Genomic DNA, 21,317 nt, shown 5'->3' with positions numbered 1-21,317 from the left:
TTATGCAATATTCACCGCTCTATAAAAAACTCATCCTCTTCTGTGTACTGGCAACCCTCACCTTCAGCGCCTGTAAAAAAGGCTATCTCGACAGGGCCGCCACCACTCAGCAACAAGACCAGGACATCTTCACCAATTTCGCAATGACGGACCAGGTGGTCAACAACCTCTATTCCCGGTTGCGCGGCGCCTATACCTATCTCGGCGGCTACTCCATGTCGTCCGGCACCGACGAAGCCAAAGATGCGTCCAACTGGATGGCCTCCATGAGCTTTAACAACGGCTCCTGGTCCGGCAATAACAATCCTATCGGCAATACCTGGCGTGATAACTACGTCGCTATCCGGCAGGCCAACGCCATCCTGGAAGGCGTAGCCAAATACAACACCCCGGATGACGCCAACAATCCCGGCGCACTGAACAACCGTATCGGGGAAGTATATTTCCTGCGGGCCTATTATCTCGCAGAACTGGTGCGCCAGTTCGGCGGCGTGATCATCGTTACCAAAACCATTGACCAGAACGATAATGTTGCGCTCAATCAGCCGCGTAGCTCCTATGACGCCTGCATCAACCAGATACTGGCCGACTGCGATGAAGCGATCAAACGGCTGCCGCTGACCTATCCCTCCACGCAGCTGGGCCGTGTCACCAAAGGCGCCTGCCTCGCCCTCAAGGCACGTATGCTGCTCTACAGCGCCAGCCCGCTCTGGGCCATCGCCGGCAAGAACGGTTTCCTCGCTGATATCAGCTCCAACAACACCGCTTCCGACCCGGAGAAATGGCGCAAGGCCGCCGCCGCCGCCAAAGCGGTGATAGACCTGCCCGCAGCACAGGGAGGCACTACCTACAGACTGGAAAACACGCTGGCAGACAGGCTGACCATGTTCACCAGCAACACCCTGCTGAGTCCTGAAGTAATCTGGGTAAGGATGAAAGAAGCCAACCAGGATTATGACCGCTACCTCTTCCCTTATGGAAGTAACGGCTGGTCCGGATGCTCCCCCACCCAAAACCTGGTGGACGATTATGAAATGGCCAATGGCCTGCCCATTACCGATCCCGCCTCCGGTTATGACCCCGCCAAACCATATACCGGCCGCGATCCGCGCTTTTATACCGATATCAGCTACAACGGCGCCCCCTGGAAAGGACGGAAAATAGAGACGTTTGAAAGAGGAAAAGACGAGCAAAGCACCCAGACAGACCATACCCGCACCGGTTACAGCTGCCGCAAACTGGCCAATGAAAGCATCACCGTCAACCAGGGTCCCGGCCGCGATGTACATGGTATCCTCTTCCGGCTGGCAGAGTTCTACCTCAGCTACGCAGAAGCGCTCAATGAATATGACCCGGGAAACGCCGATATCGCCAGATACATCAACCTGATACGTACCCGCGCCGGTCAGCCATCGCTGCCTGCCGGGCTGAGTCAGGCCGAGATGCGCAAACGCATCCGCAACGAAAGAAGAATTGAGTTAAGCTTCGAGAACCACCGCTTCTGGGACGTGCGGCGCTGGAAGATCGCAGAGAACACCGAAAAAACCATCTGGGGCATGCGGCCCATCGCCGATGCCGCCGCACCGGACGGCTACCGCTATGAGAAGTTCAAAGTGGAAGACCGCCTGTGGCGCAGCGCTATGTACGTGATCCCTATCACGACCGACGAGACCTTACGGAATACACAGTTAAAACAAAACGAGGGCTGGTAATATGAAAGCGATCCGATTACTCATACTCTGCACCGGCCTGTTCTTCCATGCTTGTGCCCATGACAGCAGCACTGCGGCACCGATAGCCGTTGCTTCCGCCGTCACCACCGACTCTATTACCCGCGGAGATTATACGCTGGTGTTCATCAACCAATCGCCCACTTTCGACCTGCAGCTAAAAGAAAGAATGATCAATACCTTCTTTACTATCTACCCGGTGCTGGTCAATGCCTACAATCCCGACGCACGGAAGAAGGTCACTTTTGTGATCGACCCTTCCTACACCGGCGTGGCCGCCACCTCTGGCGGACGGGTGGTGTACAGTCCTGAATGGTTCCGGCAGCATCCCGGCGATATCGACGTAGTAACGCATGAAGTGATGCACGTCGTACAGTCGTACCCGGGAGGCGCCGGCCCCGGCTGGCTTACTGAAGGCATCGCAGACTATGTACGCTACCGCTACGGCGTAGATAACGCCGGTGCCGGCTGGTCGCTGACGGAATTTAACCCGTCACAGCGATACGATAACAGCTATCGTATCACCGCCCGCTTCCTGGTATGGCTCGAAAAAAACTTCAGCGATAAGCTCGTCAAAATACTCGACGATCATATGCGCCGCAAAACCTATTCACCCGGCATCTGGCAAAGCCAGACAGGTAAATCCCTGGACGCCCTGTGGCACGACTACGCCAGCCGGCCAGCTTTATAAATACCTGGAAAAATGTCATCCCGATTCTTCGGCATGTAATGATGCACGTTTTACGAACGCCCCGGGCCATTAAGCCCGGGGCTATTTATGTCGCAACAGCAAAGCCCGGTATATCCACAGCTGACGAAATAATGACCCGGAAAACAATTTTGTTTTTCTATATTGATAGTCCTATCCGGCTAACTGCTCCCTATTTGCAGGCGGATCGTCCTTTATGAAAAAAACATATCTCATCTTACACCTGTCGGTGATCATCGCTGCTTTCACCGGCATATTCGGCAAACTGATCTCTCTCAACGAAGGACTGCTGGTCTGGTACAGGATCTTTTTCTCTTTTGTCTGGCTGTCTTTTATCGTGAAAATATTCAAAGTCAATACCGCCATTCCCCGGCAGGAGAAGTTTGACATCGCAAAGATCGGGCTGCTGATCACCATTCACTGGATTTTCTTTTACGGCAGCATTAAATACGGAAACATTTCCATCGGCGCTGTTTGCTATTGCCTGACCAGCTTTTTTACCGCGATTTTTGCACCGCTCATCAACAAAAAGAAGTTCGCCGTCACAGAGCTGGTGTTAAGCCTGTTTACCCTGCTGGGCATCAGCCTCATCTTTCACTTCGATGTGTCTTATCAGCTGGGCATCGCGCTGGGTACCGTATCATCCGCTTTCGCGGCACTGTACACCATCTATAACGAACGGCTGGTGAAACGGTACGACAGTAAGCTGATCAACTACTACCAGATGATGGGCGGTACTGTGGGCTGGGGCATTTTATTGCCGGTGTATCTTTATTTCTTCCCGGTGAAAAATATTATCCCGGTCGGGGATGATATCGTATACCTGTTGCTGTTATCCCTGATCTGTACCGTGGGGTTATACATCATGTTTGCAGAGACGTTGAAGAAAGTCCCTGCTTTTACGGTCAACCTGAGTTTTAACCTGGAACCCATTTATGCCATTACCATCGCCTTTTTGTTTTTTGGAGAAGGGAAACAGGTGAACGGTGCGTTTTACGTGGGATTGGCGCTGGTGGGCATCTCTGTGATTTTACAGACGGTGATTTCCATGCGACAGAAACGTACATCTTCCCGGCTTTCACAGCTATCTCAAAGCTGAAGTACTGTAAGCTATTCAACGCCAAAAAGGGGCTGTCTCAATATTAATTTGAAGGCGTTGAGAATTGCGTAAACTAAAATTCCCGCCATCAGGTACCCGGATAAAATCGGGGAAAAATTACTATTGAGACAGCCGCTTTTTGTGTTCATTACCCTAACGCATACGCCTGAATGATATAGGTCAGTTGCCGGTTGGCCTGCTCCAGTTCCGGCAACAGCGCGTCCTGTGGCAACAAGCCTTTTACTGTTAATTGATAGTAGTACCCGATGCCTTTGGTGAGTTGTTCGGAGAAAGTGCGGAAATACTTCTGCTGCTGTGTGAGCGTATCCTGCCGGCGGGCTTTTTCCAGTTGCTCCGTGAGGTAATCGAGGTATAATCTCAGTTCCGTGATGAACATATGCGGCCGTTCGGTTGCTCCGAGTACATCCTGCCGGCCGTAGATGTGGTCCGTCATGGTTTGCAGCGACACCTCCCTGTTAAAATAAGCGATACCTGGCCCGGGGCATATGTTGACCGTATGGTGACCTTTTACAAACGGTTGTTCGTATTCTATAGCTGCCGCGTTGCTAAGGCCAACGCACAGGCACTCTTTGTCCAGCACCGATTCCAGCTGTTCCAGGTACACATCTTCCGGCAGTTGCTGCGATTGCAGCTGCGCCACCTTCAGGCGTTGATACTGGCGGGAGGCTGTACAGATGGGCTTCTCCGTAAATTCGGTATTAAACGACAGGTGTTTTTCCGTGCAGGGGCTGCCGGGCTTTCCGGCCTGAATGCGTGCCAGCCGTTCTTTTTCGGCGGTGCTGCCTTTCAGGTAATGGAAGCGGGCGCCTAACGGAGAATGGTAGCTGAGCGTAAGGTCCGCCGGGGTAGCATTGCACAGGCGTTGCCGCGTGTCTGCGTCTACCGTGGTGGCTTCCGGCACCAGCAGGAAAGGAGTGCCCCACCCGGTGCTGTCCAGCCCGTAATAGGTATGCAGCAACTGATCTTCCGCCGCCGTGCCGATGCCGCCCTGTGCGGATATCTTCAATGCCGGTGGATGGGTAAAGGCAGGGAGACCTTTGTTTTGAAGCGCGGGTTGGTACAACGCAAACAGGGCATCGATCAGTTCCTGCCGGCGCAGTTTGAATTCTTCCAGGATAGGTCCCATCAGCATACCGTCTGACGGGAAGGCGTGGCCGCCACAGTTGAGCCCGGACTCGATACGGAACTCGCTGACCCAGATACCTTTTTTAGCGAGGTACTTACCCTGGATGAGGGCGGAGCGGAAATCGCTCACCTTCACGATAATTTTTTTACTGAAGTTGCCAGCAGCGTCCGCATTGAACTGCGGACATTTCTCCAGGTAGTTGTAGAGACGCGGGTTCATACCGGCGGAGAAAACGATGGAGGAATCCGTCAGGTCGCTGTTGACATATCCTCTCAGGGCCGCTACGGCATCAGAACCGTCCGTGATGGGTTGTCCGTTGCCATCGTAGTTGTCTTTATCCGTTTTGGTCATGATGTTGACGTCGATGCCCCCGGGTTTGATAGCGTTGCGCAGGCTGGACGCCAGCCTGGCTTTCTCCCGGCTGTCCGCCGTGCTGGTCATTTGCCGGTACATCTGTTTGAGGACATGGTATTCCGGCAGCATTTCGAAGTAACGGGTAATTTCAGACCCGGCTTCAAAAGCTTTGTGACGGAGCTGTTCCACCTGCTCCTTTACGATCCGGTTGACCAGGTTCAGGTAGTCCGTAATGCGCCGGGCCCTGTAATCTGGCGCCGTTGCCGGAATAGGCCGATAGGTCTCTCCCACAGCCGGGTAATAATGGCTCCGCATCATTTCTATGAGCCGGTCTTCGATAATGGAGATGACAGAAGAAATACCAAACCGCGCCACTTTAACAGGACTGTCGATCGTATAAGCCAGTCCCATCACAGGTATATGGAATGTGTGCATGTTGATGAAGTTGTTTCAGACAGCAATATTAGCAAAAAAGGACACAAATATCTTTTTTTAAATGTACCTTTGGATAATTCTTCAAAAAACAACAGTGCGGAATATGTTACAACTGACGAAAATATTCAGCTTCGAAACGGCGCATGCCTTACACACCTACGATGGAAAATGCAAAAACGTCCATGGGCATTCCTATAAATTACATGTAACGATAAAGGGCCGGAACAATAGCGGGGCTTATCTGCCGGCGCCGGGGATACTGGTAGATTTTAAGGTGATTAAATCGTTGGTGCACGAAACCATCGTACAACATTTTGACCATCGCCTGATCCTTTCGGCCGCTTACATGCAGGCCCATCCCGGTTGCAGTACTCAGGAAAACCTGTGGGTCTGGGACATGGAGCCTTCTGCGGAAAACATGGTGTTGTATATGGAGCGGGTATTACAGGCAGCGCTGCCGGAAGAAGTGGCGCTGGCGGGTTTGCGGCTCTATGAAACCAGCGACTCATATGCAGAATGGGTACCGGCGGGTTGACCGGTATCTCATTTCTTATTATCTTGCAACCGTCTGAATTGATATTATGTTGTCGAAAACTGCTGAATACGCCCTGAGAGCAACGATTTACATTGCGCTGAAGGGGTCGGAAGAGAACAAGCTGGGGATCGAGGAAATAGCCCTGGGCATTGATTCACCCAAATCATTTACGGCCAAGATACTACAGCTGCTCACGCAAAACAACCGCGTGATCAGTTCCGTGCGTGGCCCTAATGGCGGGTTTTATCTGACCGACCGCGCCCGGAAGCTGCCCGTAAAAGCCATTCTCGAAGCAGTAGAAGAAGCCAGCGTGATCACCAAATGTGTACTGGGCCTGAAAGAATGCTCCGAAACAAGGCCCTGCCCCATGCACACCCAATATAAAAACATCAAAAAACAGCTCAAACAGATGTTTGAGAAAACATCCATCCAGCAACTGGTGGACGAATTCAATAAAGGCAATTACTTTATAGACAATCTCAAAGGCGTCCGTAAACCCTGTTAAGTGGCAGCCCGCCCATTTCTCTTTTCATCAACGGCGTCAGCGCCACCTCCATTCAATTCTTTCGTGTGCTCTTTTACGTTAGTTCCCGGCGTATCGCTGCGCATTTCATATGTTTACTGTCATGTTCTTTCCTGATTTATATCAGGTCGACTTATTTGGCCGATATATTAAAAGAGGATATTTTTGTCCTTAAATAGAAGGATATGATCATCCTTGGTTTAAAATAGCACGGGTAGCGGGTCACAACGCTTTCCGCCCTATCAACGTGAAATGTTCAATACATTCTTGCTATGCGCGGCATCATCATTTTTCAATCCAAATACGGCGCTACCAGGCAATATGCCAACCGGATCAGCAAGACGCTGCAGATACCGGCCATAGCAGCCGGCGAAGTCACGCCGTCCCAGCTGGCGGCGGCCGACTTTGTCATCCTGGGCACCAGCATCTACATCGGCAGGATGTTACTGCGTGGGTGGCTGGAACAACAGGCGCCGATACTCAAAGGCAAACCGCTCTTTCTCTTTGTGGTATGCGCCACCAAAGCGGAGAAACAGGAAAAGCTCAACAGCTACGTGGTACAAAATATGCCGGCACCGCTACTCACCTACTGCCACCGTTATTTCTATCCCGGTAAAATACAATTCCGCGAACTGTCATTCACCGACAAGCTGAAAGTCCGCGCCGGTGGCTTGATGGCACGGTTCATGGGCAAACCGCTCGACGTATCGGACTTCAACCGGATCGATGAAACACTGACCGCGGCCCTCATAGCCGATGTGCAGTCGTTTCATCAACACCCAAATCCATAAATCAAAAATCCGCAAATCACTAAATACCTTACCGGATGTTCGACAATTCTTCCTGAATGTTTTTTTCATTCATAATAAAGGATAAAAATGTCCTTATTTATACATCTTCCTAAACAAAAAAATCGATCTCATGAAACAAGTATCCCTCCTGACTGCAGTGGCGGCAACGGCGTTGCTGCTCTACAGCTGCGGATCCACGCCACAGCAGGCCGACACTGAAAAACCGGCCACCGACAACAGCATGGCCACTACCGCTCCCGCAGCAGAGGCGCCGGCGGCCGCCAGCGACGATAAAGGCAAGGGCAAATTCACCAGCGTCACGCTCACCGATCCCCTGGACCAGGCCATGATCACCAGCGGCAAAAGCACCTACGAAGTAAAATGCGCAGCCTGTCACAAACTATCCGCCGAAAAGCTGGTCGGCCCCGGCTGGAAGGGCGTCACCGAAAGAAGGAAACCGGAATGGATCATGAACTTCATCACCAACACCGATGAAATGATTGATAAAGACCCGGCGGCACAGGCCATGCTGGAAGAGTGTATGGTCCGCATGCCCAACCAGCACCTTACCGACGATGAAGCCAGGCACCTGCTGGAGTACATGCGGGACAACGACGGTAAAAAATAATTGCTGACACTCACTCCATCTACATATGAAAAGATTAAGCCTGATGCTGGGCCTGGCAGTCGCCACCACCGCTGCCATGCAAAGCTGTAAAATGAAAACTGCCGCCACCGCAGTACAAGGCGATGCCGCCACCAAAACTTACGTGGCTCCCGGTAAATACGACGAAATTTACAACTTCGTGTCCGGCGGCTTCAACGGACAAGTGTCCGTATACGGCCTGCCCTCCGGACGCCTGCTGAAAGTCATCCCCGTATTCGCCGTCAACCCGGAAAACGGCTACGGCTACAGCGAAGAAACAAAAGCCATGCTCAATACCACCAACGGCCTCATTCCCTGGGACGACCAGCACCACCTGGACCTCTCCCAGACCAACGGGGAACAGGACGGCCGCTGGCTCTTCGCCAATGCCAACAATACGCCACGCGTAGCCCGCATCGATCTCACCACCTTCAAAACGATGGAGGTCCTGCAGATACCTAACAGCGCCGGTAACCACTCCTCCCCCTTCATCACCGAAAACACGGAATACGTAGTAGCCGGTACCCGCTTCTCCGTACCCCTCGGCTCCGAAGACGTGCCGATCAGCTCCTTCAAAGACAACTTCCATAGCACCGCCTCCTTTATCAGCGTCGATAAAAACACCGGTAAAATGGACATTGCCTTCCAGATCGTGCTGCCCGGCATGAACCTCGACCTGAGCCACGCCGGCAAGGGCCCCTCACACGACTGGTTCTTCTTCTCCAGCTATAATACCGAACAAGCCTATACGCTGCTGGAAGTAAATGCTTCCCAGAAAGACAAAGACTACATCGTAGCCGTAAACTGGAAAAAAGCCGAAGAATACGCCAAAGCCGGCAAAGGCAAAAAAGTACCGGCCTCCTACGCCCACAACACCTACGACGAGCATACACAGAGCGCCACCTCAGAGATCAAAAACGAAGTGCTGCTGCTGGACCCGAAAGACTGCCCGGACATGATCTACATGATCCCCTGTCCTAAGTCACCCCACGGCTGCGATATCGACCCTTCCGGTGAATACATCGTCGGCAGCGGCAAACTCGCCGCCCTGATCCCGGTCTTCTCCTTCAGCAAAATGACCGGCGCCATCGCCGGCAAACAGTTTGAAGGCGACTTCAAAGGCATCCCCATCATCAAATACGAGGCAGCCCTGCACGGCGAAGTACAGAAACCTGGCCTCGGGCCGCTGCACACCGAATTTGATGGTAAAGGAAACGCCTATACGTCTATGTTCCTCTCTTCCGAAGTAGTGAAGTGGAGCCTTAAAGACCTGAAAGTGCTGGACCGCGTGCCTACCTACTATTCCGTAGGCCACCTGATGATCCCCGGCGGCGATACCAAAAAACCCGGCGGTAAATACTTAGTAGCCTATAACAAAATCACCAAAGACCGCTTCCTGCCCACCGGCCCGGAACTGGCCCAGTCAGCCCAGCTGTACGATATCTCAGGTGATAAAATGCAGCTGCTGCTGGACTTCCCCACCTTCGGTGAACCACACTATGCACAGGCCTGCCAGGCCAGCCTCATCAAAGACAAACAGGTGAAGTTCTATGACATCAACAAAAACGGGCACGAGTACGTGACCATGGGTGAAAAGAAAGCCAACGTGGTACGCAAAGGCAACCGGGTAGACATTTACATGACCGCTATCCGCTCTCACCTTGTTCCTGACAATATCGAAGGGGTATTCGTGGGAGACGAAGTGTATTTCCACGTCACCAACCTGGAACAGGACTGGGACATTCCGCACGGATTCGCCATCAAAAACAATCCCAATGCGGAACTGCTGATCATGCCGGGTGAAACGGTGACGCTCAAATTCACACCGGATAAACAGGGTATTTATCCGTTCTATTGCACCGACTTCTGCTCTGCCCTGCACCAGGAGATGTCCGGCTACCTGCGGGTATCCCCCAAAGGCAGCAACGTACCGCTTAAATTCGGTACCGGTGAAACCGTGACTTCCGTCGCAGCTAAATAAACAACCCCGCCGGCGGTGCTCTTCAGCACTGCCGGTACTTTCAACCACTGAGCTATGAAAAAATTATCACAGGCAGGCCTTATGAGCATCCCGATTGTCATTATTTGTCTCGCCACCCTATGGTTCTTTCCCATGTGGCGGATAGACATGCGCGCACCACAGTATCCCGACGGCCTGTCTATGCAGATATGGATCAATGATGTAAAAGGCGATGTACCTATTATCAACGGATTAAACCACTACATCGGCATGAAAACCATCCACAAGGAAGACTTCCTCGAGTTTGTGTTCATGCCGGTCTCTATCGGTTGCTTTATGGCCGCCGGCGTCCTGATCATGGTGCTGAAGAAAAAAATACTGTACTACGTCTGGACCGGCATTTTCCTGCTCATCGCACTGTTGTCCTTTGCTGACTTCTACCGGTGGGAATACAACTACGGCCACAACCTGGACCCGAACGCGCCCATACAGGTGCCCGGCATGTCTTACCAACCGCCGCTGATCGGCTACAAGAAACTGTTGAATTTCGAAGTACTCTCCCAGCCCGACATAGGCGGATGGTGCTACATCGTCAGCGGTATGATACTGGTGGGCATCACCTGTTATGAATGGAAAAAGAAATGATATGAAACACAAGACACTGATTTTCGTGATTAGCTTTTTCGCTCTGCAAATGGCCTGCCGCCCCGAATTTGAGCCGATCGATTTTGGTCATGACGCCTGCGCGCACTGCAAAATGACGATTATGGATAAACGTTATGCCGCCGAGCTGATCACGCCAAAAGGCAAAGCGTATAAGTTCGACGATATCGTTTGCCTCCTGCAATACAACGCTGCCAACACACCGGCAAATGGCACCCGCTTCCTGGTGACCGACTACAGCGATTCCAGCCATCCTTTCACTGACGCGCAAAAAGCCGTCTACCTGCACAGCGAATCTTTCAAAACACCGATGAACGGCCGCTGTGCCGCTTTCAACGAAGAAAAAAAAGCCATTCCGCATAAAGACAATCTGGAACAGCGATTATTAAAATGGGAAGACCTCCCCCAGTTAAAGCCGTAATCATGAAACATGCATGGATATTGTCATGGTTGCTGCTGGTCACGGGCAGCGTACTAGCCACCACCATCGTGGTGAAGCCCGGGCCAGATGCGCTCCGCAAAGCCATCAGCAGCGCCCGCCCCGGCGACACGCTCGCCGTGCAGCCCGGCCTATACCGGGAACACAGCCTGCAGGTAGACCAGCGCCTTACCATCCTGGGCAACGGCATGCCCGTGATCGATGCGGAATACAAATACCCGGGCTTCCTCATCACGGCCGACAGCGTGACCATACAGGGGTTGCAAATACAACATACCGGCCGTTCTTCCATATCAGACATCGCCGGTGTTCGCGTCAGTAATGCCGGCTACGTCACCCTTCGCAACAACAAAGTCCTGGACTGCACCTACGGCATCTACCTTCAGAATGCACAGCATTGCCAGGTTGAAGGCAATACTGTGCATTCCGGCATCAAAAATGAAATCAACGGCGGCAACGGCATCCACGCCTGGAAATGCGATGCACTGCAAATCAGCAGCAACAACATATCCGGACACCGCGATGGCATCTATTTCGAGTTTGTCACCAATTCAGGCATAGAGAATAACCTTTCCAGCACCAACCAACGTTATGGGCTGCATTTTATGTTCTCCCACCATGACACCTATACGAAAAATATTTTCCGGGAAAACGGCGCCGGCGTGGCTGTCATGTACACCCGCGAAGTGACCATGACCGACAACACTTTTATTCAAAACTGGGGAGACGCCTCCTACGGGCTGCTGCTGAAAGAAATCACAGACAGCCATATCACCCACAACCGCTTCATCAAAAACACCATTGCTATCCACATGGAAGGTACCACCCGCGTATCTGTACAGCGTAACCTGTTCCAGGACAACGGCTGGGCCCTCCGTGTGATGGCCAGCTCCAGCGGCAGCCAGTTCACCGGCAACAACTTTATCGGCAACTCCTTCGATGTGGCCACCAACGGCACCCTTATGCTCAACGAGTTTCACCGCAACTACTGGGACAAATACGACGGCTATGATCTCAACCGCGACCAGGTAGGTGATGTGCCACACTATCCCGTCAGCGTATATGCCGTGATATCAGAAAAAATACCATCCGCCATGATCCTGTACCGCAGCTTCCTCACCAGCATCATGGAACAGGTGGAAAAAGTAATGCCCAGCATCATCCCCGATCAGTTAAAGGATGATCAGCCATTCATGAAAAAACTGGAACTATGATCCGAATTCATCATCTCACAAAATCATTCAAAAAATTCAGGGCGCTGGATGATATTAACCTGCAACTGGAACGCGGTCAGGCCGTCTCCCTGCTGGGGCCTAACGGCTCCGGCAAGACGACCCTGATTAAATCCATTCTCGGTCTTGTGATACCGGAAAAAGGCAGCATCCATATCAACGGGCAGGAGATCCGCAGTCACTGGAGCTACCGCTCCAAAATTGGCTATATGCCGCAGATCGGCCGTTACCCGGAGAACATGACCATCCGGCAGGTGCTGGCCATGCTGCGTGAAGTACGGAAAGACTGCAGGCAGTATGACGAAGAGCTGATCCGGCAGTTCGATTTGCCTGCCATCGATCATAAGCTGATGCGTAACCTGTCCGGAGGTACCCGCCAGAAAGTGAGCGCCTGCCTCGCTTTCCTCTTCTCACCCGATATCCTCATACTGGACGAGCCTACCGCCGGCCTGGACCCGCTCGCCAGCGAAATACTGAAAGATAAGATCGCACGGGAACGGGCCAACGGGAAACTGGTACTTATCACCTCCCATGTGCTCAGCGACCTTGAAGACATCACCAGTCATGTGGTATACCTGCAGGAAGGAAAACTGATCTGCTTTAAAACAGTGGATGAACTGAAAGAATCAACCGGTCAACATCAGCTGAACAAGGTGATCGCGGCCATGATGCAAACCCATCTACATGAAAACAATTATTAAATACGTGCTGATAGACCTGTTAAAAAACAGGACCATACTGATATACACCCTGGTGCTGGCGGTGCTGACCATCAGCGTAACGGGCATGAGCGACAACATGTCCAAAGGCATGTTAAGCCTGCTCAATATCACGTTACTGTTTGTGCCGATCATCAGTATTCTATTCGCCACCATTTACTTTTTCAATTCCGCAGAGTTCACCGAACTGCTGCTGGCGCAACCCATACGCCGTAAGTCCATGTTGCTGGCATCTTACACCGGTATAGCCACGGCGCTGGGGTTGGCTTATCTCGCCGGTGTAGGCGTCACCGTTTGTATATTGTACAACAGCCTCGCCGCCATTGCCCTTGTCGTCGGCGGAGTGCTGCTCACGCTGATCTTTTCCGCCCTTGCGTTACTCATCTTTGTAGTGTTCAAAGATAAAACCCGGGGCATCGGCGCCGCTATCATCACCGCATTGTTTTTTACATTATTGTTTGATGGGTTGCTGCTGGCCTTTATCTACTCCTTCAGCGATTACCCGATAGATGAACCGCTGCTGGCGTTTATCTCCCTGAACCCTGTGGACCTGGCGCGGATACTGGTATTGTTGCAGCTGGATGCAGCCGTGATGATGGGATATTCCGGTGCTTTGTTCAAAAAATTTATGGGGTCTGCAACGGGCAGTATTTATACGGCAGTCTGTATGCTTTGCTGGATGGTTATTCCGTTGATATTAGCGGTGCGGGTTTTCAGGAAAAAAGATATTTAAAAAAGCAGGGGCCGGCCATTCTTTTCGGCCCCTGCACACACTATAGCAAACCATTCAGTTGTTGCTGCAATTCAGGATCGGAAGGTCTTTTAGCATTGGCGGACACTATTTTTCCGTCCGGCCCGATCAATATAAACCGCGGGATTGCATTGATGTTGAATTTTTTAATGAAGTCGACGTTAAAGTCATTGTCGGTGATCAGCTGCTCCCCTTTCAGCTGGTTGTCTTTCACGAAGGCCTGCCACTTTTCCTTATCCGCCTGCCTGTCTACCGACAAGCTGACAAAGTGGATGTTTTTTCCGGCGTAGGACGCTTCCATGTTAGTCAGGAAGGGGATTTCTCTTTTGCAGGGGCCGCACCAGGTGGCCCATACATCGATGTAGACATACTTCCCTTTCAGGCTGCTCAGCTTCACTTTCGCACCATGAACATTTTCAAATTCGAAGTCGGGCGCCGGCTGGTTATCACCAAATTTTTTCAGGTTGTCATAAACTTCGTTGATGCTTTTCCGGTAGACGTCATTGGTTACCTTTGCCATGAAGTTCTTATACAGGGAATCCACTTCTTCCGGGTCGTCGCTCATTTTGAGGATATTGGCCGTTTGCTGGTACTGGTAATATTCGCGGATAAACGGGGACGTAATTTCTTTTGTGATGATGGTCAGCTTTATCATCTCCTGTGGCTGACCGGCATTCATTTCCTGCTGATAACCGGCATACATGATATTGGTGATCCGGCTGTCGAGGGCTTCCCTGTAAGAGGCGAGGTTGCGGAACCAGTCGTCGTTATTCATGCTCCAGCCGTGAAAACTGAAGGAGTCTATTTCGCTGCGTTCCTGGCGGGTCAGTGTTTTGGTGCGCATGTCGTTAAAGGCTTTCCTCAGCCGGACGTGCAGGGTGGTGTCGTTCAGTTCCTTCGGAGCTTCCAGCATCTTTTGAAAAGCGATCCGTTTGACGGAGTCCACACCATAATTCAGCCACCAGTCCTGCGCGATATTTTTCACCCGGAACATCACGGCTGTGTTTTCCAGTTCGCGGAAATAAGCGTTGTCCGATTTCGACAGTATGTTGGCGGCGGCCTGCTGCCAGGCGGCCATTTTCTGCCGGAATTCCGGGAGGCTGACCTGGTAGAACGAATAGAGATAATCCCCTTTGTACATAGGGACGTATTTTTTCAGTTCACTGGCGGCTGCTCTGATCAGGTTATTTTCCGTGCTGCCTTTTCCTTTGAAGCGGAAGTCATCGCCATCAGGGACAATTTCCAGGGCGTATCCCGGTTCCAGGTACACGGGGCCGATGGCGCCCAGCTGATAGATTCCCCGGGGTATTTGCCCTGTGGTGACGGCAAACCTCCCGTTATTATCTGCCGGTACTTTCAGGGGTTCCTGACCTGGCATGGTAAGCAGGAGGCTGGAGGCCGTTGCGGGCGGCAGCTTACCGCTGATCTTCACCTGGCTGAATGCCGGCAAAGCGGCGGCAGTGGCGAAGTACAAAACAGTATTTCTAAACCATGGTTTCATAAAAAACGTGTTGGGCATAGGTTAGTTGATAGCCATATCGGGATTAAATTTCTTTACTCTGGCGGGTATCTGGAATGTGTAGTGGCTGCTATTAGGTTCGAGGATGGTGATCACGGCGCCAGTTTCTCTGCTTACCCGTTTGATGGCCGGCATTTTACCTTCACGGTCCAGTCGTTTCATGTCCATCCAGCGCTGGCCGCTGAAGGCCATTTCCCGGCGGCGTTCCGCCAGTACGATGTCCAGCGCTTCTTCTTCCGTAACAGCCGCTAAAGGTGCATAGCGGTCTGTTTCGAAGCGTGCTTTACGGAGAAGGTTGACGAAGTCCATGGCGACGGGGATATTTCCTTTTCTGGCGGCCACTTCTGCGCGTGTCAGGTATAACTCCGGGAAAGTAATGCCGAAATTGGCAAAGCCGGAAGTGCCGGCCCTCACAATACCTTCAGGCAACTCAATCGTCAGGAGGCGATAGCGTAGGTCCCCTTCATGAAAAAGGGTTTTCAACGTGTCTGAATACAACATCTCGCCGGGCACCTTATAATCATCTGAGGAGCGTTGCCACAGTACTTCCGGGTTTATATCCGCCTGCGGTAAACTGAGAGCGCTTTCATAATTGTTATAGTCCAGCAGTTCATGCCTTGCTTGTAATGCACTGTCCGCAAAGCGGTCGGCTTCCGCATAGTTGCCCATATAGAGGTAAATGCGGGATAACATGCCGCTGGCAGCATATTTCGTACAGCGATAACGGTTAATATTCTGTTCAGGCAGCATAGGGATGGCCAGTTGCAGATCGCGTACCAGCGAATCCAGGGTGGCCTGTACAGAAGAGCGCCGGGGAATTTTTTCTGTTACGTTGGTAGCAGTTACCAGTGGTAGTCCCGGATCGTCACTGGCGGTAGCCGGATTATACGCTTTGGCAAAGGCTGTCAGCATGGTAAAATATATCTCCGCCCTCGCTGCCAGTCCCTCTGCTAATATCTGTCTGCGTTGTTGTTCGTTACTTTCAGTTGCCTTCATCACATTATTAATGATGATATTGGCATCGTATACAATCTTATACCCGTCTCCCCATATGGCAGGGCTGATCTGCTCATTGGGATCAATATCGCGCCGCCAGTAGTAGGCATTGGCCTGTAGATTCCGCTCCTGCTCATTATATTCACCAAAATAATCATCGGTACAATATAACAGTGTTGACGGGAAAGTGAATATCATGGTGCGGGAGTTCAGCAACCCTTCGAAGTCCGACAGTTTTTCAGGAATCACCACCCCTTTGGGTTTTACCTCGAGGAACTTGTTGCATGCGCTGCCACCTATTGTCATCAGCGCTATGATCATCCATATGTTCTTCATATCAACAGGATTAGAAGTTAGTGTAAAGAGAAAAGCTGTAAAACGGTTGTACCGGTAATCTCCGCTCTCCCGAAACCGGATCAATGGCTTCAGGGTCTATGTCATTTCCGCTGAAAGTATAATGAAATACGTTCTGCGCCTGCAGTCTTATCTGTGTGCGGGTAAGACCGCTCCGTTGCAAAAACGCTGATTTAAGGTTATAGGTCAGCACCAGATCTCTCAGCCGGATATAATCAGCCTTGCGAACAAACTTATCCGCGAAGGTATAAGCGTACCGCGCGGTGTAATCGTAATCGCCGGGCGAGCCGTACACCGGGTAACCGGGAATGCCGGTATGGTTTTCATCACCGGGCTTTTTCCAGAAGTTGGCAGCTCCCTGCAATGGATAAGAAAAGGCAATATCATCGGGATCCGGTGGCTGTATACGCATGACATGGCCACCATAATACATGAAGAGGAATGACAGATCAAAACTTCCCAGTGTAAACTGATTATTCAGTCCCAACGCATATTTTGGGGTGGTGGTACCACTGAAAACCAAATCATTGAAATCTACGTCCACGATCTGGTCTCCGTTGGTGTTCATGACTTTTTTCTCTTTGTTGCGGTTGTATACAAATGGCTGCCCCAGTTCATTGAGCCCGCCATAGCGGTAACTGAACAATCCGTTGATGGGGTATCCTTCCTGCGCCAGTACGCCGGAAACCATATCCACCGATGCCCTGGCGTCGGTAGGCATTACCTTCAATACCTTGTTCCGGTTAAAGGCGACCGTCAGCTGTGTTTGCCAATTAAAACGTTTTGTTTTAACATTAATGCTGTTAATCATCAACTCCAGGCCGTTGTTGCTGATAGATGCCGTGTTGGCGTTATATCCGTTAAAGCCTGTGGTGGGGTCTGAAGACACGGCGCCAAACACATCTTCCGCCCGTTTTGTATAGATATCCACCGTTCCGGAGATACGGTTATTAAACAACGCATAGTCCAGTCCTACGTTGAAGTTGCGGGTTGTTTCCCAGCGGATGGATTGGTTTTCGGGAGACAGCACATCGGAAGAAGACACGGGCACCATGGGTATCACGTTGATGATCGTGTTCAGCAGCAGAAATGGGCCGCTGACAGTGGAAGGCACATTACCATTAAATCCCGTGGCAATACGCAGTTGCAGGTTATCCAGCCAGCGGACTGTTTTCAGAAAATTCTCTTCATGCATACGCCAGCTGGCGCCGACAGACCATAGTGGTTTATTTTTATAGGCGGGATCGGCGCCGAACAGGTTGGACTGGTCGATACGAAAACTGCCGGTAGCGACATATTTGTCGTCATAGATATAGGTAGTCTGCGCATAGTACGACATAAATCTTCTGTCGAGGCTGGTCTCTTTAAAATAATCTTCGATAAAAAAAGTGGCCGCCAGGAAGCCGGTTTCTCTGAATGCCGGCGGCCCATACTGGCTCAGTGCCTGCATATTGATAGGCTTATTGATCAGTGACTGCCCGTCGTAACCGAAGTAGGAACTTTTGATGCCCGATTCCGTGCGTTTCCGCTGTTCAATACCGGCGATGGCAGAGAGATTGTGTTTGGCGCCAAAATCCTTGTTGAGGTTTAACTGGCCGCGTACTGTATAGGCGTTGCTTTTAATATTGTCGATCGTATAAATGCCACCCTGAGGAAGATCAACAAACAATGGTCTTCCTGTGACAGGATCTTTCTGGGCACGGGTATTGAGCAGCCGGCGAACGGTGTATGCTTTTTCTGTTCTCAGGTAGCCGTTGCCCGTTTGCTGATTTTCGTAGGCGCCGCCTACGTCCAGTGTGAGCCATTTGGTGAGTGTGGCGTTGAGGCGGCCTTGCAGCCGTAAAGCCGACAGGTTGATTTTTGTAGTGGTGTTAAGCGGTTCTTCGTAGGGATAATACAGCTGATCGTAGAGGCCGAGGCTTTTGATGATTTCGTTCTGGGTTACGCTGCGGACAGAAACAGACTCCCGATTCGGGCCATAAAACGAAGGCAGGGCGTTGCCCTGTTCATCCGTAAAGCGCTGATGCGGTGGCACATCTGTATAGGGCACCGCCTTGCCGCTCTTGTTAACGCTGTTGTTGTACACGGCCCGGAAATCGAAAGATAAACGGTCGGTGAATTTGTAGGTGTTGGCAAAGTTCAGGACAAAACGTTGGTTATCGGAGCGTCTTTGGGTGAGGGCTTCCCCGACGTAGTTGATACCCAGCAGGTAGGTACTTTTTTCATTGCCGCCACTCACATCAAAGTCCAGTTGTTGGGCTGTTCTGGTCTGAAAAAAAAGCCGCCTGTATTCCGCCATGTTGTTGTAACCGGCAATTTCCGCGATCTGGCGGTCGGCCGCATCAGCGGTCATGGTGCCTTCTTTTACACGGAACAGCAGGTCGTATATCGGATCAATGCCTGTGCCCTGGCGGTAACTGCGGCGGGAATAGCCTCCCAGCATGACCCTGTCTTTCATGAGCTGCGCATATTCTGTTGAGCCGGTATAATGCAGGTATCCGAAATCCGGTTTAGCCTGCAACGCATAGGTAGCGCGCAGGCTGAAGACCGGTTTTCCGCTTTTGCCCCTCTTGGTTTCGATGACGATTACCCCGTTAGAAGCCTGCACGCCATAGATGGCTGCGGCAGCGGCATCGCGCAGCACAGATACAGAGATGATATCGTTGGGATTAATGGTAGTGATGTCTATTTCGGTGGGGAAGCCGTCGATCACTATCAACGGTCGTTTCACCGCGTCGAAGGTGGACACGCCCCGGATGGACAGCTCTTTGGAGAGGCTGTTGTATACCAGGCCGGGGACCTTGCCTTCCAGGTTTTCGAGGAAGTTACCGGTAACGGCTGTACGCTGATCATACTCCCTGGCTGCGATGGTGCTGGCAGCACCCGTGAGTTGTGATTTTTCGACTTTCTGATAGCCGGTAGATATAATGGCGACCTCTTTCAGCAGGCTGGTAGAGGCTTGCATGGTAATGGGGTACCACGAACCATTTTTCGGGGAGATGTCGATATGCACGGGCTGCCAGCCAATGGCCGTCACATCAAGGACTGTTTCCTGCGGGCCCACCCGGAGCGTAAAGTCGCCCTCGTTGTTGGTAATGCCGGCATAACTGCCAGCCCTGATGGTGACGCCTGCCAGCGGTTCGTTGTAGTTGCTCATCACCTTGCCGCGCAGCTGCCGCATGGAACCGCCGGGAACAGTCACATCGTCGTCAGGTTGCAACTGGTCTCCGCCTTTAGACTTCATCTTCCGTGCTACAATGGTGTAGTGGTTTTTATCTACATACAGGAATAGCAGATCATTGGGATAGAGGATGGCTTTCAGCACTTCTTCCACCTGTTTATTTTTCAGGTCGCTGAGGTCGGCGGTGGTGGTTTTATTGGCCAGCAGGGACGCTTCATACACGAAACGGGTGCCGAGGGCGGCTGAAACTTTGTCCAGCGCCTGTACCAGCGGCATCTTTTTCTGTGCCACGGCCGAAAACGTGATCATGCACAATAATAGCAACAGCAGGTGACTACCAATCAGTAGCATTTTTTTCATCGAAAGAGGACGGTTAACGTTTTTTACACAATACTATTTACCAGGCCTGAACAGCAGCGTGCTGTCCGATTTATTGACGTTTATATCCACATCCAGCATGTTGGATAGTATGTACAATAGTGTTTCGGTATTTTTTAATGGCAGGACCCCATTGATTTTGCGGTTGGCGACGGCGGTATCTGTCAGCACCACCTTATAGCCGTAACTGTCTTCCAGCACCTGTACAATTTCTTTGACCGGCGTATTATGCAGTACCATTTTATTGTCCAGCCAGGCGGCGGCGCCGGCGTCACCGGGGTGCTTGGTGAGCAGTCCTTCCTGCTGCCGGTACTCGGCTTCTTCCCCGGGCTGTATGTTCAGTGCATCGGTGGCATTGGTACCTACTTTCACTACGCCGTTTTTCAGGTATACGGTGGTAATGCCGCGGCGGTCCTTCACGTTAAAGGTGGTACCCAGTACTTCAATGTCCAGTTTTCCGGCATGCACGAGGAAACGTTCCCCGGCTTTCAGCGGGAGTGCGTCGTCTTTCAGGTGCTTTACTTCAAAGTAAGCCTCCCCGTCGAGCCATACCTCCCGTACGCTATTTTTGCCCCAGTGGCGGGCATAACGCAGACTGGAATTGGCGTTGAGCGTTACCATGGAAGCATCTGCCAGGATGATCTGTTTTTTTGTCCCATAGGCAGCGTAGACCGCGATCTGTGTGCCGGTATACCGGTAAATGTAATACCCTATCCCCGCGCCTGCCAGCAACAGGAATACGGCAGCCGCGGCTATCCAGCGGCGTAGGCCCATACGGCGTACCGGCGTGGCCGCTGCGGTATCTATCGTTTGTGAAATACGACCCCATAGCTCCTGCTCCGTCCCGGGCCGGGCGTTGATCCTTTCGGCGGACAGCAGGTGGCGTAACAGGAACACCGCCTTCCTGAACTCGCCGATATTAGGCGGTTGCTGCTGCGCCCAATCTTCCCAAAAACGTGTAACGACAGGGTCATTTCCCTTCACATAAGCGAGCAGGGAAGCGTCTTCCAGGAAGTCGTTCTTGTCATAGTGATGATAGTCCAATACCTTCTCTTTTAATTTTTTTTGACGTTCCAGGCATACAGGACAGCCGCAAGCGGATAAAACACCCCACGTTTCCCAAAGTTTTTTAATTTTTTTTCAGCAAACCGGAAAA

18 protein-coding genes are annotated in these 21,317 nt (G+C 51.7%); 13 read left to right on the top strand and 5 right to left on the bottom strand.

The features are described from left to right. The first annotated feature begins 2 nt into the window (after positions 1 to 2). The 3 genes from B5D63_RS05115 (at position 3) to B5D63_RS05100 (ending at position 3,538) form a co-directional block, all read left to right on the top strand. Positions 3 to 1,712, top strand: coding sequence for a RagB/SusD family nutrient uptake outer membrane protein (locus B5D63_RS05115; RefSeq protein WP_159455894.1), 1,710 nt, complete (start codon positions 3 to 5; stop codon positions 1,710 to 1,712). 1 nt (position 1,713) lies between these two features. Continuing rightward, positions 1,714 to 2,421: a basic secretory protein-like protein gene (locus B5D63_RS05110; RefSeq protein WP_078667651.1), complete on the top strand. Its 708-nt coding sequence runs from the start codon at positions 1,714 to 1,716 to the stop codon at positions 2,419 to 2,421. Positions 2,422 to 2,635: 214 nt separating this feature from the next. Continuing rightward, positions 2,636 to 3,538, top strand: coding sequence for a DMT family transporter (locus tag B5D63_RS05100; RefSeq protein ID WP_078667649.1), 903 nt, complete (start codon positions 2,636 to 2,638; stop codon positions 3,536 to 3,538). A gap of 148 nt (positions 3,539 to 3,686) precedes the next feature. Here B5D63_RS05100 and B5D63_RS05095 read toward each other — a convergent pair whose 3' ends face one another. Then, a complete protein-coding gene (locus tag B5D63_RS05095) occupies positions 3,687 to 5,474 on the bottom strand; it encodes a hypothetical protein (RefSeq protein ID WP_078667648.1) in 1,788 nt (595 codons plus the stop codon). A 103-nt stretch (positions 5,475 to 5,577) separates the two neighbouring features. Here B5D63_RS05095 and B5D63_RS05090 point away from each other — a divergent pair, with 103 nt between their 5' ends. The 10 genes from B5D63_RS05090 to B5D63_RS05045 all read left to right on the top strand — a co-directional run bounded on the left by B5D63_RS05090 (position 5,578) and on the right by B5D63_RS05045 (position 13,715). After that, complete coding sequence (locus B5D63_RS05090) at positions 5,578 to 6,009, top strand: 6-pyruvoyl trahydropterin synthase family protein (protein WP_159455893.1); 432 nt, start codon at positions 5,578 to 5,580, stop codon at positions 6,007 to 6,009. Positions 6,010 to 6,055: 46 nt separating this feature from the next. Continuing rightward, complete coding sequence (locus B5D63_RS05085; protein WP_078667646.1) at positions 6,056 to 6,514, top strand: RrF2 family transcriptional regulator; 459 nt, start codon at positions 6,056 to 6,058, stop codon at positions 6,512 to 6,514. A 290-nt stretch (positions 6,515 to 6,804) separates the two neighbouring features. After that, positions 6,805 to 7,323, top strand: coding sequence for a flavodoxin domain-containing protein (locus B5D63_RS05080; protein WP_078667645.1), 519 nt, complete (start codon positions 6,805 to 6,807; stop codon positions 7,321 to 7,323). A 130-nt stretch (positions 7,324 to 7,453) separates the two neighbouring features. Continuing rightward, complete coding sequence (locus B5D63_RS05075; RefSeq protein ID WP_078667644.1) at positions 7,454 to 7,951, top strand: c-type cytochrome; 498 nt, start codon at positions 7,454 to 7,456, stop codon at positions 7,949 to 7,951. A 25-nt stretch (positions 7,952 to 7,976) separates the two neighbouring features. Then, positions 7,977 to 9,950: a Sec-dependent nitrous-oxide reductase gene (gene nosZ / locus B5D63_RS05070; protein WP_078667643.1), complete on the top strand. Its 1,974-nt coding sequence runs from the start codon at positions 7,977 to 7,979 to the stop codon at positions 9,948 to 9,950. Positions 9,951 to 10,004: 54 nt separating this feature from the next. Next, the gene (locus B5D63_RS05065; RefSeq protein WP_078667642.1) at positions 10,005 to 10,574 is read left to right on the top strand and encodes a hypothetical protein; all 570 of its coding nucleotides are present in this window, start codon (positions 10,005 to 10,007) and stop codon (positions 10,572 to 10,574) included. A 1-nt stretch (position 10,575) separates the two neighbouring features. Beyond that, positions 10,576 to 11,013 carry a nitrous oxide reductase accessory protein NosL gene (locus tag B5D63_RS05060; protein WP_159455892.1) on the top strand — a complete coding sequence of 146 codons (438 nt, stop codon included), beginning with the start codon at positions 10,576 to 10,578 and terminating at the stop codon, positions 11,011 to 11,013. 2 nt (positions 11,014 to 11,015) lie between these two features. Beyond that, the gene (locus B5D63_RS05055; protein WP_078667640.1) at positions 11,016 to 12,245 is read left to right on the top strand and encodes a nitrous oxide reductase family maturation protein NosD; all 1,230 of its coding nucleotides are present in this window, start codon (positions 11,016 to 11,018) and stop codon (positions 12,243 to 12,245) included. Beyond that, complete coding sequence (locus tag B5D63_RS05050) at positions 12,242 to 12,964, top strand: ABC transporter ATP-binding protein (RefSeq protein ID WP_078667639.1); 723 nt, start codon at positions 12,242 to 12,244, stop codon at positions 12,962 to 12,964. The genes B5D63_RS05055 and B5D63_RS05050 overlap by 4 nt, the downstream gene beginning before the upstream one ends. Next, positions 12,948 to 13,715, top strand: a complete 768-nt coding sequence (locus B5D63_RS05045) for an ABC transporter permease subunit (protein ID WP_078667638.1) — start codon at positions 12,948 to 12,950, stop codon at positions 13,713 to 13,715. Before B5D63_RS05050 ends, B5D63_RS05045 begins: the two co-directional genes overlap by 17 nt. A gap of 40 nt (positions 13,716 to 13,755) precedes the next feature. On the opposite strand, the gene B5D63_RS34560 is transcribed toward B5D63_RS05045, so the two are convergent. The 4 genes from B5D63_RS34560 to B5D63_RS05025 are packed head-to-tail and all read right to left on the bottom strand — an operon-like array spanning position 13,756 to position 21,205. After that, positions 13,756 to 15,234, bottom strand: coding sequence for a TlpA family protein disulfide reductase (locus B5D63_RS34560; RefSeq protein WP_200816917.1), 1,479 nt, complete (start codon positions 15,232 to 15,234; stop codon positions 13,756 to 13,758). 21 nt (positions 15,235 to 15,255) lie between these two features. Next, positions 15,256 to 16,584 carry a RagB/SusD family nutrient uptake outer membrane protein gene (locus B5D63_RS05035; RefSeq protein ID WP_078667636.1) on the bottom strand — a complete coding sequence of 443 codons (1,329 nt, stop codon included), beginning with the start codon at positions 16,582 to 16,584 and terminating at the stop codon, positions 15,256 to 15,258. 10 nt (positions 16,585 to 16,594) lie between these two features. Further along, complete coding sequence (locus tag B5D63_RS05030) at positions 16,595 to 20,143, bottom strand: SusC/RagA family TonB-linked outer membrane protein (protein WP_078667635.1); 3,549 nt, start codon at positions 20,141 to 20,143, stop codon at positions 16,595 to 16,597. A gap of 33 nt (positions 20,144 to 20,176) precedes the next feature. Then, a complete protein-coding gene (locus tag B5D63_RS05025; protein WP_078667634.1) occupies positions 20,177 to 21,205 on the bottom strand; it encodes a FecR family protein in 1,029 nt (342 codons plus the stop codon). Between the last annotated feature and the right edge of the window lie 112 nt (positions 21,206 to 21,317).

This window comes from Chitinophaga eiseniae (genome assembly GCF_900167135.1).
GTDB classification, from domain to species: domain Bacteria; phylum Bacteroidota; class Bacteroidia; order Chitinophagales; family Chitinophagaceae; genus Chitinophaga; species Chitinophaga eiseniae.
Note: the sequence above shows the minus strand (reverse complement) of the source record. Positions and strands in the feature narration are given on the sequence as shown.

Bases quoted from the DNA above. Each gene is read 5' to 3' on its own strand.
- B5D63_RS05115 (WP_159455894.1), top strand. From the start codon at position 3: ATGCAATATTCACCGCTCTATAAAAAACTCATCCTCTTCTGTGTACTG.
- B5D63_RS05110 (WP_078667651.1), top strand. From the start codon at position 1,714: ATGAAAGCGATCCGATTACTCATACTCTGCACCGGCCTGTTCTTCCAT.
- B5D63_RS05100 (WP_078667649.1), top strand. From the start codon at position 2,636: ATGAAAAAAACATATCTCATCTTACACCTGTCGGTGATCATCGCTGCT.
- B5D63_RS05095 (WP_078667648.1), bottom strand. From the start codon at position 5,474: ATGCACACATTCCATATACCTGTGATGGGACTGGCTTATACGATCGAC.
- B5D63_RS05090 (WP_159455893.1), top strand. From the start codon at position 5,578: ATGTTACAACTGACGAAAATATTCAGCTTCGAAACGGCGCATGCCTTA.
- B5D63_RS05085 (WP_078667646.1), top strand. From the start codon at position 6,056: ATGTTGTCGAAAACTGCTGAATACGCCCTGAGAGCAACGATTTACATT.
- B5D63_RS05080 (WP_078667645.1), top strand. From the start codon at position 6,805: ATGCGCGGCATCATCATTTTTCAATCCAAATACGGCGCTACCAGGCAA.
- B5D63_RS05075 (WP_078667644.1), top strand. From the start codon at position 7,454: ATGAAACAAGTATCCCTCCTGACTGCAGTGGCGGCAACGGCGTTGCTG.
- nosZ (WP_078667643.1), top strand. From the start codon at position 7,977: ATGAAAAGATTAAGCCTGATGCTGGGCCTGGCAGTCGCCACCACCGCT.
- B5D63_RS05065 (WP_078667642.1), top strand. From the start codon at position 10,005: ATGAAAAAATTATCACAGGCAGGCCTTATGAGCATCCCGATTGTCATT.
- B5D63_RS05060 (WP_159455892.1), top strand. From the start codon at position 10,576: ATGAAACACAAGACACTGATTTTCGTGATTAGCTTTTTCGCTCTGCAA.
- B5D63_RS05055 (WP_078667640.1), top strand. From the start codon at position 11,016: ATGAAACATGCATGGATATTGTCATGGTTGCTGCTGGTCACGGGCAGC.
- B5D63_RS05050 (WP_078667639.1), top strand. From the start codon at position 12,242: ATGATCCGAATTCATCATCTCACAAAATCATTCAAAAAATTCAGGGCG.
- B5D63_RS05045 (WP_078667638.1), top strand. From the start codon at position 12,948: ATGAAAACAATTATTAAATACGTGCTGATAGACCTGTTAAAAAACAGG.
- B5D63_RS34560 (WP_200816917.1), bottom strand. From the start codon at position 15,234: ATGAAACCATGGTTTAGAAATACTGTTTTGTACTTCGCCACTGCCGCC.
- B5D63_RS05035 (WP_078667636.1), bottom strand. From the start codon at position 16,584: ATGAAGAACATATGGATGATCATAGCGCTGATGACAATAGGTGGCAGC.
- B5D63_RS05030 (WP_078667635.1), bottom strand. From the start codon at position 20,143: ATGAAAAAAATGCTACTGATTGGTAGTCACCTGCTGTTGCTATTATTG.